The sequence below is a fragment of the Geodermatophilus sp. SYSU D01105 genome, from assembly GCF_054050095.1.
Genome location: NZ_JBJGYR010000008.1, coordinates 210,283 through 225,786 on the forward strand (window position 1 = coordinate 210,283; position 15,504 = coordinate 225,786).

Annotated in this window: 15 protein-coding genes; 11 read left to right on the forward strand and 4 right to left on the reverse strand. The window is 76.0% G+C overall.

All coding sequences use genetic code 11. From position 1 onward, the window contains the following. Positions 1-184: 184 nt before the first annotated feature. The 5 genes from ACI79I_RS10050 (at position 185) to ACI79I_RS10070 (ending at position 5,351) form a co-directional block, all read left to right on the forward strand. Positions 185-1,702 carry an aldehyde dehydrogenase family protein gene (locus ACI79I_RS10050; RefSeq protein ID WP_456992187.1) on the forward strand — a complete coding sequence of 506 codons (1,518 nt, stop codon included), beginning with the start codon at positions 185-187 and terminating at the stop codon, positions 1,700-1,702. Continuing rightward, the gene (locus ACI79I_RS10055) at positions 1,699-3,321 is read left to right on the forward strand and encodes a GMC family oxidoreductase (protein WP_456992188.1); all 1,623 of its coding nucleotides are present in this window, start codon (positions 1,699-1,701) and stop codon (positions 3,319-3,321) included. Before ACI79I_RS10050 ends, ACI79I_RS10055 begins: the two co-directional genes overlap by 4 nt. Positions 3,322-3,492: 171 nt before the next feature. After that, positions 3,493-4,134: a DUF1326 domain-containing protein gene (locus ACI79I_RS10060; protein ID WP_456945490.1), complete on the forward strand. Its 642-nt coding sequence runs from the start codon at positions 3,493-3,495 to the stop codon at positions 4,132-4,134. Positions 4,135-4,143: 9 nt separating this feature from the next. Beyond that, positions 4,144-4,989: a DUF2182 domain-containing protein gene (locus ACI79I_RS10065; protein ID WP_456992189.1), complete on the forward strand. Its 846-nt coding sequence runs from the start codon at positions 4,144-4,146 to the stop codon at positions 4,987-4,989. Positions 4,990-5,006: 17 nt separating this feature from the next. After that, positions 5,007-5,351 (forward strand): nuclear transport factor 2 family protein, encoded by a 345-nt coding sequence (locus ACI79I_RS10070; protein ID WP_456992190.1) that lies wholly within the window; start codon positions 5,007-5,009, stop codon positions 5,349-5,351. A 54-nt stretch (positions 5,352-5,405) separates the two neighbouring features. Here ACI79I_RS10070 and ACI79I_RS10075 read toward each other — a convergent pair whose 3' ends face one another. Next, a complete protein-coding gene (locus ACI79I_RS10075; protein ID WP_456992191.1) occupies positions 5,406-6,731 on the reverse strand; it encodes an MFS transporter in 1,326 nt (441 codons plus the stop codon). A 215-nt stretch (positions 6,732-6,946) separates the two neighbouring features. On the opposite strand from ACI79I_RS10075, the gene ACI79I_RS10080 reads away from it, so the two are divergent. From ACI79I_RS10080 to ACI79I_RS10090, 3 genes are all read left to right on the forward strand, one after another. Beyond that, positions 6,947-7,945 (forward strand): GlxA family transcriptional regulator, encoded by a 999-nt coding sequence (locus ACI79I_RS10080; RefSeq protein WP_456992192.1) that lies wholly within the window; start codon positions 6,947-6,949, stop codon positions 7,943-7,945. A gap of 214 nt (positions 7,946-8,159) precedes the next feature. After that, the gene (locus ACI79I_RS10085) at positions 8,160-9,776 is read left to right on the forward strand and encodes a DEAD/DEAH box helicase (RefSeq protein WP_456992194.1); all 1,617 of its coding nucleotides are present in this window, start codon (positions 8,160-8,162) and stop codon (positions 9,774-9,776) included. A gap of 104 nt (positions 9,777-9,880) precedes the next feature. Then, positions 9,881-10,384, forward strand: coding sequence for a hypothetical protein (locus ACI79I_RS10090; RefSeq protein ID WP_456945496.1), 504 nt, complete (start codon positions 9,881-9,883; stop codon positions 10,382-10,384). Positions 10,385-10,449: 65 nt separating this feature from the next. On the opposite strand, the gene ACI79I_RS10095 is transcribed toward ACI79I_RS10090, so the two are convergent. Further along, complete coding sequence (locus tag ACI79I_RS10095; RefSeq protein ID WP_456992195.1) at positions 10,450-10,980, reverse strand: helix-turn-helix domain-containing protein; 531 nt, start codon at positions 10,978-10,980, stop codon at positions 10,450-10,452. A 15-nt stretch (positions 10,981-10,995) separates the two neighbouring features. On the opposite strand from ACI79I_RS10095, the gene ACI79I_RS10100 reads away from it, so the two are divergent. From ACI79I_RS10100 to ACI79I_RS10110, 3 genes are all read left to right on the forward strand, one after another. Beyond that, on the forward strand, positions 10,996-11,382 hold the full coding sequence (locus ACI79I_RS10100) for a hypothetical protein (protein ID WP_456992196.1): 387 nt from the start codon (positions 10,996-10,998) through the stop codon (positions 11,380-11,382). Next, entirely contained in the window at positions 11,379-12,317 is a 939-nt protein-coding gene (locus tag ACI79I_RS10105; protein ID WP_456992197.1) for an alpha/beta hydrolase family protein, read from the forward strand. Before ACI79I_RS10100 ends, ACI79I_RS10105 begins: the two co-directional genes overlap by 4 nt. Positions 12,318-12,478: 161 nt before the next feature. Continuing rightward, positions 12,479-12,976 carry a cupredoxin domain-containing protein gene (locus tag ACI79I_RS10110; RefSeq protein ID WP_456992199.1) on the forward strand — a complete coding sequence of 166 codons (498 nt, stop codon included), beginning with the start codon at positions 12,479-12,481 and terminating at the stop codon, positions 12,974-12,976. Positions 12,977-13,118: 142 nt separating this feature from the next. Here ACI79I_RS10110 and ACI79I_RS10115 read toward each other — a convergent pair whose 3' ends face one another. Together ACI79I_RS10115 and ACI79I_RS10120 are read right to left on the reverse strand one after the other, a co-directional pair. Further along, complete coding sequence (locus ACI79I_RS10115) at positions 13,119-14,126, reverse strand: sugar phosphate isomerase/epimerase family protein (RefSeq protein ID WP_456992200.1); 1,008 nt, start codon at positions 14,124-14,126, stop codon at positions 13,119-13,121. Positions 14,127-14,198: 72 nt separating this feature from the next. Further along, positions 14,199-15,368, reverse strand: a complete 1,170-nt coding sequence (locus ACI79I_RS10120) for a Gfo/Idh/MocA family protein (RefSeq protein ID WP_456992201.1) — start codon at positions 15,366-15,368, stop codon at positions 14,199-14,201. Positions 15,369-15,504: the final 136 nt, after the last annotated feature.

Here is a 15,504-nt window from a genome sequence, read left to right on the forward strand (position 1 = left end):
CACGTCCTCCCGTCCGGTCGACGCGGAGAGGCGTCCCCTCCCCGGCGCAGTCGGCGCCCCGGAGCGGCGCGCAGGACCCGCCGCCCTCCCGGCCCGGAGATCACGATACGCAGATCGGTGACGAGCGCCAGAGGGCTGCCTCTGTGGAGGCGGGTGGCACTACCGGTCGGTAACCTGCGGTGCCATGACGCTCGCGGAGCACGAGGACGCCGTCCCGGCCGGGGGCGGTCCGGCCCCCACGTTCGAGTCCACCGACCCCGCGTCCGGCGCGGTCGTCGGCGTGTTCCCCGTGCAGGACGCCGACGACGTCCGCGCCGCGGTCGAGCGGGCGCGCACCGCCGCCGGCGGGTGGGCGGCCCTCGGCTTCGACGGCCGCAGGCAGCGGCTGGCCGCCTACCGCGGCTACCTCGCCCGGCGCCTGCACGAGCTGGCCGACCTGGTGCACCGGGAGAACGGCAAGCCGCACGCCGACGCGATCCTCGAGATCAGCCTCGCGATCGACCACCTGGCCTGGGCCGGCGCCCACGCCCGCACGGTCCTCGGCCCGCGGCGGGTGAACCCCGGCCTGCTGGCCGCGAACCACGCCGCGTACCTGGAGTACCAGCCCCTCGGCGTCGTCGGCGTCATCGGCCCGTGGAACTACCCGGTGTTCACGCCGATGGGCTCGATCGCCTACGCGCTCGCGGCCGGCAACGCCGTCGTCTTCAAGCCCTCGGAGCACACCCCCGCGGTGGGCACGTGGCTGGCCGACGCGTGGCGGGCGGCCGTGCCCGACGCCCCCGACGCCCTGCAGGCCGTCACCGGGTACGGCGAGACCGGCGCGGCGCTGTGCCGGGCGGGCGTGGGCAAGCTGGCCTTCACCGGGTCGGCCCCCACCGGGCGGAGGGTGATGGCCGCCTGCGCCGAGACCCTGACCCCGGTGCTCATGGAGCTCGGCGGCAAGGACGCGATGATCGTCGACGACGACGCCGACGTGGCCGCCGCCGCCGACGCCGCGGTCTGGGGCGCGATGAGCAACGCCGGGCAGACCTGCATCGGCATCGAGCGGGTCTACGCCACCGAGCGGGTCTACGACGCCTTCGTCGCGGAGGTGACCGAGAGGGTGCGCGGTCTGCGGCCGGGGTCGGACGACGGCGCCGCGTACGGACCCATGACCATGCCCGCGCAGACCGACGTGGTGCGCAGGCACCTCGACGACGCCGTCGCCGCCGGCGGGCGGGTGCTGGCCGGCGGCACCGTCGAGGGCCGCTACGTGGCGCCGACGGTGTTGCTCGACGTCCCCGAGACCTCGGCCGCGGTGCGCGAGGAGACGTTCGGCCCGACGCTCACCGTCACGCGGGTGCGCGACGCCGAGGAGGCCCTGGCGCGCACCAACGCCAACCCGCACGGCCTGGCCGGCGCGGTGTTCTCCCGCTCGAAGGCGCGGGCGATGGACCTGGCCCGCCGCATGCGCAGCGGGATGACGTCGGTGAACTCGGTGCTCACCTTCGCCTCGGTGCCCGCGCTGCCCTTCGGCGGCGTCGGCGAGAGCGGCTTCGGCCGCATCCACGGCGCGGACGGGCTCAAGGAGTTCACCCGGGCCAAGGCGATCACCCGGCAGCGGGTGCCGCTCCCCGTCAACCTGATGAGCTTCGGCCGTCCCGCCGCGGCCGCCGACGCGCTCGCCCGGGTCATGGGCCTGGTGCACGGGCGCCACCGGTGAGCCCGCTCGACGCGGCCGAGGAGTACGACGTCGTCGTCGTCGGCGCGGGTTCGGCCGGCTGCACGCTGGCCGGGCGGCTGACGGAGGACCCGTCGCGGCGGGTGCTGCTGCTGGAGGCCGGCGGCTGCGACGACGCGCTGGAGGTGCGGATCCCGGCGGCGCTGTACAAGAACTGGCGCACCCGGCGGGACTGGAACTACACCACCGAGCCGCAGCCGGGCCTGGACGGGCGGCGGCTGTTCTGGCCGCGCGGCAGGCTGGTCGGCGGGTCCTCGTCGATCAACGCGATGATCTACATGCGGGGCGCGGCTGCCGACTACGACGAGTGGGCGGAGCTGACCGGCGACCCGTCGTGGTCGTACTCCCACGTCCTGCCGCTGTTCCGCCGGATGGAGGACAACGCCCGCGGCGCCGACCGCTTCCACGGCGCCGGAGGGCCGCTGCGCGTCGAGGACCCGCGCTCGCCGCACCCCTGGTCGCGGGCCGCCGTCCAGGCCGCGGTCGCCGCCGGGTACCCCCGCAACGACGACTTCAACGGCGCCACCCAGGAGGGCGCGGGCCTCTACCAGCTCACCCAGCGGCGGGGCCGGCGCTGGTCGGCCGCCGACGCCTACCTGCACCCGGCGGCCGGCCGGCCCAACCTCACGGTGCGGACCGGAGCGCTGACCACGCGGGTGCTCGTCTCCGGCGGGCGGGCCACCGGCGTCGAGTACCGCTCCGGCGGGCGGACGCACACCGCGCACGCCGCCGCCGAGGTCGTGCTCGCCGGCGGGGCGGTCAACTCCCCGCAGCTGCTGATGCTCTCGGGCATCGGCCCCGGGGCGCACCTGCGCGAGGTCGGCGTCGACGTCGTGCACGACCTGCCCGGCGTGGGCGCCGGGCTGCAGGACCACCCGCTGGTGCCGACGGTGTGGCACACCCGCTCGGGGAGGTCGCTGGTCCACGCCGAGTCACCGTCGGGGTACGCGCAGTGGTTCGGCGCCCGGCGGGGCCCCCTGACGTCGAACCTGGCCGAGGCGGGGCTGTTCACCGGCTCCCGGCCGGGCCTGCCCGCGCCGGACCTGCAGTTCCACTTCCTCCCGGTCAAGTACTGGCGGCAGGCGGAGGTCGACCCCGACGTCGACGCCTTCACCGCCGCAGCCGTGCTGGTCCGGGTGCACTCGCGGGGCTCGGTGCGGCTGCGGTCGGCCGACCCGACGTGGGCGCCGGCGATCGACCCCGGCTACCTCACCGACGAGCGTGACCTGGACGCGCTCGTCTGCGGGGTCGAGCAGGCCCGCGAGATCGCCGCGACCGCCCCCCTGGCCGCCGTCCTCGGGGAGGAGTGGTCCCCGGGCGGCACCGTGCAGACCCCGGACTCGCTGCGCCGGGCGGTCCGGGACACGCTGGAGTCGCCTTACCACCCGGCCTCCTCCTGCCGCATGGGCACCGACGAGGGCGCGGTCGTGGACCCGCAGCTGCGGGTGCACGGCCTCGAGGGGCTCCGGGTGGCCGACGCCTCGGTGCTGCCGACGCTCGTGCGGGGGAACACCAACGCCCCGACGATCATGGTCGCCGAGCGCGCCGCCGACCTGGTCACCGGCCGCAGCGTCGACCCCGCCCTCGCCGGCACCGCCTGACCCGTCGAGGAGGGCGGTCCCTGCCCAGCAGGGACCGCCGACCCTGCCCCGGGCGGGCCCGCGGTGCTGCGATGACCGTGCCCGCAGACCCGGCGCGCTCGGCGGAGGCGCTTCCCTCGCGGCCTCCCGCGCACGCTGCCGGGCGACGGCTCGCGACGAGGGAGGACTGCCATGACCGCCACCGCGACCACCCCGACCGCCGAGGGCACGACCTACACCCTCGAGGGGCGCCTCCTGGAGGTGTGCACGTGTGACGCCATCTGCCCCTGCTGGGTCGGCGAGGACCCCGACGGGGGCGTCTGCGACTCGGCGCTGGCCTGGTACATCGACTCCGGCACGGTGCGCGGGGTCGACGTCTCCGACCGGGCGCTGGCCTCGGTCACCCACATCCCCGGCAACGTGCTGGCCGGCAACTGGCGCGTCGCCCTCTACGTGGACGACCGCTGCACCGAGGAGCAGGAGAAGGCGCTGCTCGACGTGTTCACCGGGCAGCTCGGCGGCCCGATCGCCGACCTCGCCGCGCTGATCGGCGAGGTGGTCTCCGTGCAGCGGGCACCCCTGACGTTCACCGTCGAGGAGGGCGCCGGGACGCTCCGGGTCGGGGACGTCGTGGAGGCCCAGCTGTCCCCCTTCCAGGGCGCCACCGGCCGGACGACCACGCTGACCGAGACGGTGTTCAGCACGATCCCCGGCTCCCCCGCCTGGCCCGGCAAGGCCACGGTCTACCGGCAGGCAGGGCGGATGCTGGGCCGCCCCGACATCGACATCTCCGGCAAGAACGCCCTCCAGGGCCACTTCCGCTTCTCCGGCTGAGCGGCCGGCGTGACGACGGCGTCCCGGGCGGCGCCCGCGGCGCGCCTCCCGCGCGACCCCGCGCCCCTCCTGTGGGGCGTCGCCGGCGCGTGCTGGGCGGGCACCTCCGCGCTGGTGCTCACCGGGGTGGCCGGGCACGGCCACGCGCCGGCCGCCGACGGCTCGCCGTGGGCGGTGCAGGCGGCCGTGTTCCTGGCCGCCTGGACGGTGATGCTCGGCGCGATGATGTTGCCCACCCTGGTGCCGCTCGCCCGCCTGTTCGCGGCGGTCAGCGCGCGCGGGCCGCGTCCCCGCACCGCCCGGGCCGGCCTCTACGCCGGCTACCTGGCCACCTGGACCGCCGTCGCACCGGTGGCGCTGGCCACCGCCTGGGGGCTGCACCGGCTGGTCGGGGCCTGGCCGGCGCTCGCCGCGCGCGACGGGCTGGTCCTCGGCGGGGCGCTCCTCCTGGCCGGGGCCTACCAGTACAGCCGGTTCAAGGACGCGTGCCTGACCACCTGCCGGTCACCGGCGTCCTTCCTGTGGCAGTCCTACCGCCGCGGGTTCGGCGGCGCCGCGCGTCTCGGCGTCCGGGCCGGCCTGTGGTGCCTGGGCTGCTGCTGGGCGCTGATGCTGGTGCTGTTCGCCACCGGCGCCGGCAGCCTCGGATGGATGCTCGCCCTCACCGCGGTGATGGTGGCGGAGAAGACCGCGCGGTGGGGAGCGCGGCTGGTCCGGCCGGTCGGGTTCGCCCTCCTGCTCTGCGGCGTCGCGGTCTGCTCCTCGGCGCTGTTCTCCCCCGCCGCGCCGCCGTGCCACCACGGGGTCTGTGCAGCGCCGCCGGTCGGGAGCATGCTCGGCAGCCCCGCCCGCTGACGCGATCAGGAGGAGCCATGGCCCGGACGCCGCAGGAGGTCTTCGAGCACCACGTGGAGGCGATCGGCGCCGGCGACGTCGACGCGATCGTCGCCGACTACGCCGAGGACGCCGTCCTCATCACCCCCGACGGCGTGACCCGTGGCCGGGACGGCATCCGGCAGGTCTTCACGTCGCTGCTCGGCGACCTGCCCGACGCGCACTGGGAGGTGCCCACCCGCATCTACGAGGGCGACGTGCTGTTCATCGAGTGGACGGCGGTCGCCGAGAAGGCCCGTGCCGAGGGCGTGGACACCTTCGTCTTCCAGGGCGACCTGATCCGGGTGCAGACCGTGCGGCTCACCCTCGAGCGCACCGGCTGAGGACCCGCTCCCCCCACCCCTCGCGAGTTCGCGGCGGTCCCCGGGACGGGGCCCTCAGCCGTGCGCCTGGCCGGCCGCGGCCTGGGTGGGCGAGGGCGGCAGCCCGACGTCGGACGCGGCCGGGCGGGCGCGGCGGATCGCGATCGACATCGCCGCGGCCGCCAGGCACAGTGCCCCGGCCGCGAACCAGGCCAGGTCGTAGGAGCCGGTGACGTCGCGGACCACACCACCGCCGAACGCGGCGAACGCCGACCCGACCTGGTGCGAGGCGAACACCCAGCCGAACACCACCGGGGCCCGCGCGCCGAAGTGCTCGCGGCACAGCGCCAGGGTCGGCGGCACCGTGGCCACCCAGTCCAGGCCGTAGAAGACGATGAACGCGATCATGCTGACGTGCAGGTCCGGCCCGAAGAGGGTCGGCAGCAGGAACAGCGACATGCCGCGCAGGCCGTAGTAGGCCAGCAGCAGCACCCGCGGGTCGACCCGGTCGGTGAGCCAGCCCGAGAACACCGTGCCGGCGATGTCGAAGACGCCGACGACGGCCAGCAGGCCCGCCGCGGTCGTCACCGGCATCCCGTGGTCGTGCGCGGCCGGGATGAAGTGCGGCTGCACCAGCCCGTTGGTCGACAGCCCGCAGATGAAGAAGCCGCCCGCGAGCAGCCAGAACGGCCGGCTGCGCGCACCCTCCACCAGGCCGCGCACGGCCGAGCGGGCCGCGCCGGTCCGCACCGGGGCCACGTCGTCGTCCGGCGTCCCGCCGTAGGGCGCCACACCGAGGTCCCGCGGCCGGTCGCGCAGCAGCCACAGCACCAGCGGGACGACGGCCAGCGCCGCCACCGTCGTCCCGAGGGACGCCGACCGCCAGCCCCAGGTCGCGTCGGCCCACGCGACCAGCGGCAGGAACACCAGCTGACCGGTCGCGCCGCCCGCGGTGAGGATCCCGGACACCAGCCCGCGGCGGGCCACGAACCACCGGCCGGTCACCGTGGCCACCAGTGACAGCGCCATCGACCCGGTGCCGAGGCCGACCAGGAACCCCCACAGCAGGACCAGCTGCCAGCTGGCGGTCATGAACACCGTCAGGCCGCTGCCGGTCGCGGTCAGCAGCAGGGCACCGACGACGACCCGGCGCACGCCGAAGCGCTCCATCAGCGCGGCGGCGAACGGCGCGGTGAGCCCGTAGAGGGCCATGTTGACCGCGACGGCGGCCGAGATGGTGGTCACCGACCAGCCGAACTCCGCCCGCAGCGGGTCGATGAGCACCCCCGGCACGGCCCGGAACGCCGCGGCGCCGACCAGCGCCAGGAACGTCACCGCGGCCACCCACCAGGCCGGGTGGATGCGGGGGGCGGTGGCCGAGCGGTGGTCGGTCGTCGTCACGGCGACGAGCATGACGACCGGCGCCGCGGACCGACAGTGGCCCGGAGGCCAACATGTGCAACGATCCGGCCATGCCCCCAGGCCCGCGTCCGGCCATGCCCCCAGGCCCGCGTCCGGCCATGCCCCCAGGCCCGAGTCCGGCCATGCCCCCAGGCCCGAGCCCGGCCATGCCCCCAGGCCCGAGCCCGGCCATGCCCCCAGGCCCGAGTCCGGCCATGCCCCCAGGCCCGGACCGCCACGAGGTCGCCGTCCTCGCGCTGCCGAACACGATCGCCTTCGAGCTGGGCCTCCCCCACCGGCTGCTGGAGTCCGCCGTGGACGGCGAGGACCGGCGGCTCTACCGGGTGCGGGTCGCCACGCTCGACGGCGGCCCGGTGCGCACCTCCGCCGGGTTCACCGTGGTGCCCGAGCACGACGCCTCGCTGCTGGCCACCGCGCAGACCGTCGTCGTCCCGGGGGTCTACGGCGGGACGGCGATGACCGACGGCACCGTGCCCGCGGAGCTGGCCGAGGTGCTGCGCGCGGCGTCCGGCTCCGCCCGGATGCTGTCGATCTGCACCGGCGCCTTCGTGCTGGCCGCCGCGGGCCTGCTCGACGGCCGCCCGGCCACCACCCACTGGATGCACACGCAGGCCTTCCGCCGGCTGTTCCCGTCGGTGCGCCTGGACCCGGGAGTGCTCTTCGTCGACGACGGCGACGTGCTGACCTCCGCCGGCAACGCGGCCGGGATCGACCTGCTGCTGCACCTGGTGCGCCGGGACCACGGCAGCGAGGTCGCCAACCGGGTCGCCCGGCGCAACGTCGTCGCCCCGTGGCGGGAGGGCGGCCAGTCGCAGTTCGTCGAGCGCCCGCTGCCCGAGGCCGGCGACACGGGCACGGCCGCCACGCGCGCCTGGGCCACCGAACGGCTGGGTGATCCGCTGACGCTGGCCGACCTGGCCGCGCACGCCGGCATGAGCGTGCGCACCTTCACCCGCCGGTTCCGCGAGGAGACCGGGCTCTCGCCGCTGCGCTGGCTGGCCGGGCAGCGGCTGGCCCTGGCGCGGCAGCTGCTGGAGGCCACCGACGCGCCGATCGACCGGGTCGCCGCGGACGCCGGCTTCGGCACGCCCGCCTCGCTGCGCCAGCACCTGCGGGCCAGCATCGGCGTGGCCCCGGGGACCTACCGCCGCACCTACCGCGGCGCGGGTGTGACCGGAGACTCCCCCGCCTGACGGAACCGCGGCCCGCGGTGTCTGGTTGAGTACGAGGTACCGGCGCCGCCCTCCGCTCATCCGGAGCTGCAGGACTCGACGTCGGCCCGAGGCTGCGCCACCGAGGCGCGCCCGGCTGCCCGACGTCCCGCGGACCACGCGAGCTCGCCCTGCCCTGCGCAGGTGCGCCGCGCCCGGGATCGACGGCGGCCACCCCGACCGTCAGGAAGACCGCATGACCTCGCACGACCCGTCCACGCCCGCCTCCGACGCCGCACCGCGCTCCCGCCGCCGCGGCAGCCGGGGCCGCGGTCGATCCTCGGCCCCCCGGCAGGACCACCCCGCGGCCACGCCGCAGCCGCGCCCCTCCACCCCGCGCCAGGACCCGGTCCCGGCCGCCGTCGTCCCCGGCGGGGCCCCGGCCACCGTGCTGCCCACCGACACCACCTTCGCCGCGCTCGGCGTGCCCGCACCGCTGGTCGAGGTGCTCGCCGCCAGCGGCATCACCGCGCCCTTCCCGATCCAGGTGGCGACGCTGCCGGACTCCCTGTCCGGGCGCGACGTCCTCGGCCGCGGCCGCACCGGGTCGGGCAAGACCCTCGCCTTCAGCCTCCCGCTGGTGGCCCGGCTGGCCGCGTCCGACAGCCGCCGGCAGCCGCGGCGGCCGCGCGCGCTGGTGCTGGTGCCCACCCGTGAGCTGGCCAACCAGGTGCTCGCCGTCGTGGACCCGCTCGCCCGGGCGCTGGGCATGCGGGCCACCACCGTGTTCGGCGGGGTCGGCCAGAACCCGCAGGTGCAGGCGCTCGCCGCCGGCGTCGACGTGGTCATCGCCTGCCCGGGCCGGCTGGAGGACCTCATCGGCCAGGGCCACGCCGACCTCTCCGCCGTGGAGATCACGATCCTCGACGAGGCCGACCACATGGCCGACCTGGGCTTCCTCCCCGGCGTCAAGCGGATCATGGACCGGACGCCGAAGACCGGCCAGCGGCTGCTGTTCTCCGCCACCCTCGACAACGGCGTCGACGTCCTGGTCAAGCGCTACCTGTCCGACCCGGTCACCCACTCGGTCGACCCCGCGGTGGCCCCGGTGGCCACGATGACCCACCACGTCCTGCGGGTCGAGGCCGCGGACAAGGCCGCCGTGGTGCGCGAGCTCGCCTCCGGCCTGGGCCGCAGCGTGCTGTTCACCCGCACCAAGCACCAGGCCAAGAAGCTGGCCAAGCAGCTGACCGCGGCCGGCGTGCCGGCGGTCGACCTACACGGCAACCTGAGCCAGAACGCCCGCGAGCGCAACCTCGAGGCATTCAGCAGCGGGGCGACCCGGGTGCTGTGCGCGACCGACATCGCCGCGCGCGGCATCCACGTGGACGACGTCGCGCTCGTCGTCCACGTCGACCCGCCGGCCGAGCACAAGGCCTACCTGCACCGCTCCGGGCGGACGGCGCGGGCCGGCGCCGGCGGCACGGTCGTGACCGTCGCGACGCCCGACCAGGCCGGTGAGGTGCGCACGCTCGCCCGGCAGGCCGGCATCAGCCCCACGGTGAGCGTGGTGCGACCCGGCGCCCCGGAGATCAGCGCGCTGACCGGGCCGCCCGCGCCGCACGTCGAGCCCGCCCCGGCGCCGGCTCCCCAGCCGCAGGGCCAGGACGGCGGCCGGCGCCGCCGGTCCGGTGGCGGGTCCGCGGGCACCCCGGCCAAGGGCGCCCCGACGGCGGGCACCGCGGCGTCCGGCGGGCGGAGCGGCTCGGGTCGTGCGGCGGGCCCGGCGCGCACCCGGGCGGAACTGGCCGCGCGCGCCGGCACCCACTCGGCCGCGACGTTCAGCGGCCGGTCCCGGCGCGGGGGCCGCTGACCGCCCAGCCGGCACGGTCGACCGCCGGGGTGGTGGGCGCGGCAGGAGGCGGGCAGGGTGGGTCGAGCTCTCGACCCACCCGTCCCCGACCAGCGAGGTACACCATGGCCCTGCCCATCACCCTGTCCGAGATCGGCCCCCGCATCTCGGCCGGCGCGTTCATCCTCAACAGCGGCCTCGGCAAGCGCGGCGCCGACGAGGCGACCGCCGCCGGCCTGCACGGGTTCGCGACGGGGACCTACCCGTTCCTGAAGGACATCCCGCCGCAGCAGTTCGTGAAGGGGCTCGCCTACGCCGAGATCGCCGTCGGGGCCGCGCTGCTGACCCCGTTCGTCCCGACGGCGCTGGCCGGCGCCATCCTCACCGGGTTCTCGGGCGGCCTGCTCGGGCTCTACCTGAACACCCCGGGGATGCGCAAGCCCGGCAGCCTGGCCCCGACCCAGGAGGGCCTGACCGTCGCCAAGGACGTCTGGCTGCTGGGCATCGGCGTCGGCCTGCTCACCCGGGGCACGATCGACCGGAAGCCGCGGCAGGTCCGCAAGGCCGCGAAGACCCTCGCCAAGGCCAACCGCAAGGCCACCCGGGCGGCCCGGCGCGAGGCCGCCTGAGGGAGGACACGCTGGGGCCGGTGCCCTGGGCGGGGCCGGGAACGGCCACCCTCCAGGGCCCGGCGTCACCCGGGCAGGAAGACCTGGCTGACCAGCCGCCGGCGCCGGCTGCCGTCGGGCTCGTACGCCGCGGCGGCCGCGAGGACGGCGCGCAGCTGCCCCACCAGCTCGGCGAACTCCTCGTCGGTCAGCCAGAGCGCGACCTGCCGGTAGCCGACCCCGTCGGCGGCGAGGTCCAGCCGGTCGCCGTCGGCCCGGTCCGCGTACCGGTCGAAGTCGGCGAGCAGGGCCGCGACGAAGGTCGCGAAGGCCCGCCGGTGCTCGTCGGCCGACATCGTCGCCGCGGTCGCGCCGTCGACCGAGGCCGCCTCGGTCACCAGCCGGTAGCTGCGCTCGGTCGCCCCGCGCACCCGCCGCTCCCCCGCCACCGCGAGGACACCCGCCTCGGCCAGCACGCCGACGTGCCGGTAGAGCGTCGCCGGCGGGACGTCGGCCAGTTCCGTGCGCAGGTCGGCGGTGGTCAGCACCCGGTCGCCGAGGAAGGCCTGCACGATCCGCAGGCGCACCGGGTGCAGTAGCAGGTCCGCGGTCGCCATGGCCTCACCGTTCTCATGATTGACATCGATCTCAACATCGAGAATGATAGGCCCATGGCCACGCTGACGACCACTCCGCAGACCATCCGCGTCACCCTCACCGCGACCGAGAAGGCCCTCGGGCTGCTGCGCGACCTGGAGGTCCCGCGGTCGTCGGTGCGATCGGTCGAGGTCGTCCCCGACGGGCTGACCGCTCCGCGCGGGTTGCGCGCTCCCGGCCTCGGCCTCCCCGGCGTCCGCAAGATCGGCACCTGGCGCGGGCACGGGGAGAAGACGCTGGTGTCGGTGCGCCGGGGCCAGCCCGCTGTCCGCGTCCGGCTGTCCGGCCAGCGGTTCGACACGCTGCTGGTGGGCTCGGACGACGCCTCCACGCTGGCCGCCGACCTGACCGCGGGCCGGTGACGGTGCGCGAGCTGCCGCAGCGGGTCCCCGGGGAGCACCCGCTCGCCGGCACCCTCACCCTCCCCGACTCCCCCCTGCCGGTGCCGGCGGTGGTGCTGGCCGCCGGGTCGGGTCCGCTCGACCGGGACGCCAACCACCGCCGCGCCCGCTTCGACGTCAGCCGGCAGCTGGCCGCGGCCCTCGCCGAGGGCGGCCTGGCCTCCCTGCGCTACGACAAGCGGGGTGTCGGCGAGAGCCCGGGGGACTGGCGGGCCGCCGGCCTGCACGACAACGTCGACGACCTCGCCCGGGCGCGCGACGCGCTGGCCGCCCGGCCCGAGGTCGATCCCGGCCGGGTGCTGCTCGCCGGGCACAGCGAGGGCGCGATCCTGGCCGCCGCCCTCGCCGCCCGCGACGCCGGTCGCCAGGACGCCGGGAGCGGCACCGCCGGCGTCGTCCTGCTGTCGATGAGCGCCACCCCCGGCGAGGAGCTGCTGCGCTGGCAGGCGCGCCGGATCGCCCCCACCCTCCCCCGACCGGTGCGCGCGCTGCTGCGGCTGTTCCGCACCGACCTCGAGGCCAAGGTCGCCGCCAACCACGAGAAGATCAAGGCGACGACGACCGACGTCGCCCGCGTCGGCGGCGCTCGGCTCAATGCCCGGTGGACGCGGGAGTTCCTGGCGCACGACCCGCGCACCGACCTCGCCCGGCTGACCGTCCCGGTGCTGGCGATCACCGGCGACCAGGACCTCCAGGTGCCCGCGGACGACCTCGACGTCATCGCCGCGACCGTGCCCGGCCCGGTGGAGGTCCACCGGGTGCCCGGCCTGACGCACACGCTGCGCCGCCAGCCGGGCCCCGCCTCGCTGCGGGCCTACCGGGAGGAGCTGCGCCGCCCGGTGGACGCCGAGGTGCTCGCCACGGTCGTCGCCTGGTGCCGGCGCGTCACCGGCTGACCCTCTGGAGTGAGGCCGCGCGGCTCCCCTGGCGACGCGCTGTCGGCCACCTGCGAACCCCCTGTGAAGGGGTTCCGCGAAGTACTGCAAAGTTGCAGTATCTCGGGCCACAGCGGTGCCCGCCGACGGGGCGGGGCCACCGCCGGCACCGAGGAGGTCCCGTGCTCCGACTGACCGGCTCCACCCGCTCCTCCCGCCGCGCCGCGGCTCTCGTGCTCGCCCTCGGCCTCGGGCTGAGTGCCTGCGGCGGGGACGACGCCGAGGCCGACACCGCGTCCGGCGGGTCGACCAGCAGTGCCGCCGACACCGGCTCGAGCGCGGCCGCGGCGCCGTCGTCCTCGGAGGCCCCGGCGTCCCAGGCGGCCCCGGCCGCGGAGTCCGAGACGGTGACGGTGAACGCGGTCGAGATGGACTTCGAGCTGTCGGAGGACTCCTACTCCGCCGGCACGTACACCTTCGAGGTGACCAACACCGGCAACATGCCGCACGACTTCGTCGTCGAGCGGGACGGTGAGGACGTCGCCGCCACCGAGGTCCTCCAGCCGGGCGCCTCGGCGACCCTCGAGGTGACCCTCAAGGAGGGCGACTACGTCTTCTACTGCAGCGTCGGCCAGCACCGGGCCAACGGCATGGAGGTGCCGGTCACCGTCAGCGCGTGACCCGTGCGCCCCACCCCTGCCGGGCACGGCGGGGTCCGGACACCGAGGGAGCGACCGGCGGACCCCCGACCGCCGGCCGCTCCCTCGACCCCGTCCAGAGGCTCGCCCGCGAGCCTGCGAGCGGTGCGGACGGGGTCCTTGCTCAGTTCCCGCTGGCGAACGCCGCGTCGAACGCGGCCGACGGCGGGTCGAACGCCAGCCGGCGGACGAACTGCAGCGCCTCCGGGGCGCCGACGAGGCGGTCCATGCCGGCGTCCTCCCACTCGACCGAGATCGGCCCGTCGTAGCCGATCGTGTTCAGCATCCGGAAGCAGGCCTCCCACGGGACGTCGCCGTGTCCGGTGGAGACGAAGTCCCAGCCGCGCCGCGGGTCGGCCCACGGCAGGTGCGAGCCCATCCGGCCGTTGCGGCCGTTGCCCACCTGCCGCTTCGCGTCCTTGCAGTCGACGTGGTAGATCCGGTCCTTGAAGTCCCAGAGGAAGCCGACCGGGTCGAGGTCCTGCCAGACGAAGTGGCTGGGGTCCCAGTTGAGCCCGAAGGCCTCCCGGTGGCCGATCGCCTCCATCGTGCGGACCGTCGTCCAGTAGTCGTAGGCGATCTCCGACGGGTGCACCTCGTGCGCGAACCGCACGCCCACCTCGTCGAAGACGTCGAGGATCGGGTTCCACCGCGCGGCGAAGTCGGCGTACCCGTCCTCGATCATCGACTCGGGCACCGGCGGGAACATCGCGACGGTCTTCCAGATCTTCGACCCGGTGAACCCGACGACGGTCCGCACGCCCAGCCTGGCCGCGGCGCGCGCGGTCGTCTTCATCTCCTCGGCCGCCCGCTGCCGGACGCCCTCGGGGTCGCCGTCGCCCCAGACGCGCGGGTGCACCATGCCGCGGTGCCGCTCGTCGATCGGGTCGTCGCAGACGGCCTGGCCGTTGAGGTGGTTGGAGATCGCGAAGACCTGCAGGCCGTGCTTCTCCAGCAGGCCGAGGCGGTCGGCGACGTAGGCGTCGTCGTTGGCGGCGCGCTCGACGTCGAGGTGGTCGCCCCAGCAGGCGATCTCCAGGCCGTCGTAGCCCCACTCGGAGGCCAGCCGGCACATCTCCTCGAAGGGCAGGTCGGCCCACTGGCCGGTGAACAGGGTGACGGGACGGGGCATCGCAGGTCCTCTCTCGATGGATCCGTGGGAGTCGGCTTCAACCGACGGTGGGCAGGTGCTCCGGCCGGGCGCTCAGGACGGGACCTCGGTCCAGCGGGACTCGGCCGCCGCGCTGCGCTCGACGGCGTCGAGCACCCGCTGGACCTGCAGCCCGTCGGCGAAGGAGGGGGTGGGGTCCTCCCCCTTGGCGATCGCGGTGACCAGGTCGACCACCTGGTGGGTGAAGCCGTGCTCGTAGCCGAGCCCGTGCCCGGCCGGCCACCACGCGCTGACGTAGGGGTGCTCGGGCTCGGTCACGATGATCCGGCGGAAGCCGGCGGTCGCGGCGGGCTCGGAGCCGTCGAAGAACTCCAGGACGTTCATGTCCTCGAAGTCGAAGGCCAGGCTGCCGGCCGAACCGTTGACCTCGATGCGGATCGCGTTCTTGCGGCCCAGCGCGAAGCGGGTGGCCTCGAACGTCGCCAGCGCGCCGCCGGTGAACCGGCCGAGGAACGCCGCGGCGTCGTCCACGGTCACCTCCCCCAGCTCCTCGCCGCCGACCCCGGTGAGGCTGCCGCTGGAGACCGGCAGCGGACGCTGCTTGACGAACGTCTCCAGCAGGGCGCTGACCCCGGTGACCCGCTCGCCGGTGATGTACTGGGTGAGGTCGACGATGTGCGCGCCGATGTCGCCGAGCGCGCCGGAGCCGGCCTTGTCCTTCTCCAGCCGCCACGACATCGGCGCGGCCGGGTCGGCGATCCAGTCCTGCAGGTACTGCGCCCGCACGTGCCGGATCTGGCCGAGCCGGCCCTCGGTGACCAGCTGCCGGGCCAGGCCGATGGCGGGGACGCGGCGGTAGGTGAAGCCGACCATCGACCGCACGCCGCGGGCGGCGGCCCGCGCGGCGGCCTCGGCCATCGCCTCGGCCTCGGCCACCGTGTTGGCCAGCGGCTTCTCGCACAGGACGTGCTTGCCAGCCTCGAGGGCGGCGATGGCGATCTCGGCGTGGGTGTCGCCGGGCGTGCAGACGTCGACCAGGTCCACGTCGGGACGCTCGACGACCCGGTGCCAGTCGGTCTCGGTGCTCGACCAGCCCAGCCGCTCGGCGGCGTCGGCGACCCGGGCGGGGTCCCGGCCGGCGAGCACGGTCAGCTCCGGTCGCAGGGGCAGCTCGAAGAAGTGGGGGGCGGTGCGCCAGGCCTGGGAGTGGGCGGCGCCCATGAAGGCGTAGCCGATCAGGCCGACGCCGAGGGTGGAGGTCATGCGGTCGCTCCGGAGGTGGAGCGGGGGGGGGGGGGGGGGGGGGGGGGGGGGGGGGGGGGGCGGGGGGGGGGGGGGGGGGGGGGGGGGGGGGGGGGGGGGGGGGGGGGGGGGGGGGGGGGGGGGGGGGGGGGGGGGG

Excerpts from the sequence above, each read along its gene's own strand:
- ACI79I_RS10100 (WP_456992196.1), top strand. The coding sequence starts at position 10,996 with ATGATTGACATCGATCTCAACATCGAGAATGATAGGCCCATGGCCACG.
- ACI79I_RS10120 (WP_456992201.1), bottom strand. The coding sequence starts at position 15,368 with ATGACCTCCACCCTCGGCGTCGGCCTGATCGGCTACGCCTTCATGGGC.
- ACI79I_RS10085 (WP_456992194.1), top strand. The coding sequence starts at position 8,160 with ATGACCTCGCACGACCCGTCCACGCCCGCCTCCGACGCCGCACCGCGC.
- ACI79I_RS10060 (WP_456945490.1), top strand. The coding sequence starts at position 3,493 with ATGACCGCCACCGCGACCACCCCGACCGCCGAGGGCACGACCTACACC.
- ACI79I_RS10080 (WP_456992192.1), top strand. The coding sequence starts at position 6,947 with ATGCCCCCAGGCCCGGACCGCCACGAGGTCGCCGTCCTCGCGCTGCCG.
- ACI79I_RS10115 (WP_456992200.1), bottom strand. The coding sequence starts at position 14,126 with ATGCCCCGTCCCGTCACCCTGTTCACCGGCCAGTGGGCCGACCTGCCC.
- ACI79I_RS10090 (WP_456945496.1), top strand. The coding sequence starts at position 9,881 with ATGGCCCTGCCCATCACCCTGTCCGAGATCGGCCCCCGCATCTCGGCC.
- ACI79I_RS10050 (WP_456992187.1), top strand. The coding sequence starts at position 185 with ATGACGCTCGCGGAGCACGAGGACGCCGTCCCGGCCGGGGGCGGTCCG.
- ACI79I_RS10095 (WP_456992195.1), bottom strand. The coding sequence starts at position 10,980 with ATGGCGACCGCGGACCTGCTACTGCACCCGGTGCGCCTGCGGATCGTG.
- ACI79I_RS10070 (WP_456992190.1), top strand. The coding sequence starts at position 5,007 with ATGGCCCGGACGCCGCAGGAGGTCTTCGAGCACCACGTGGAGGCGATC.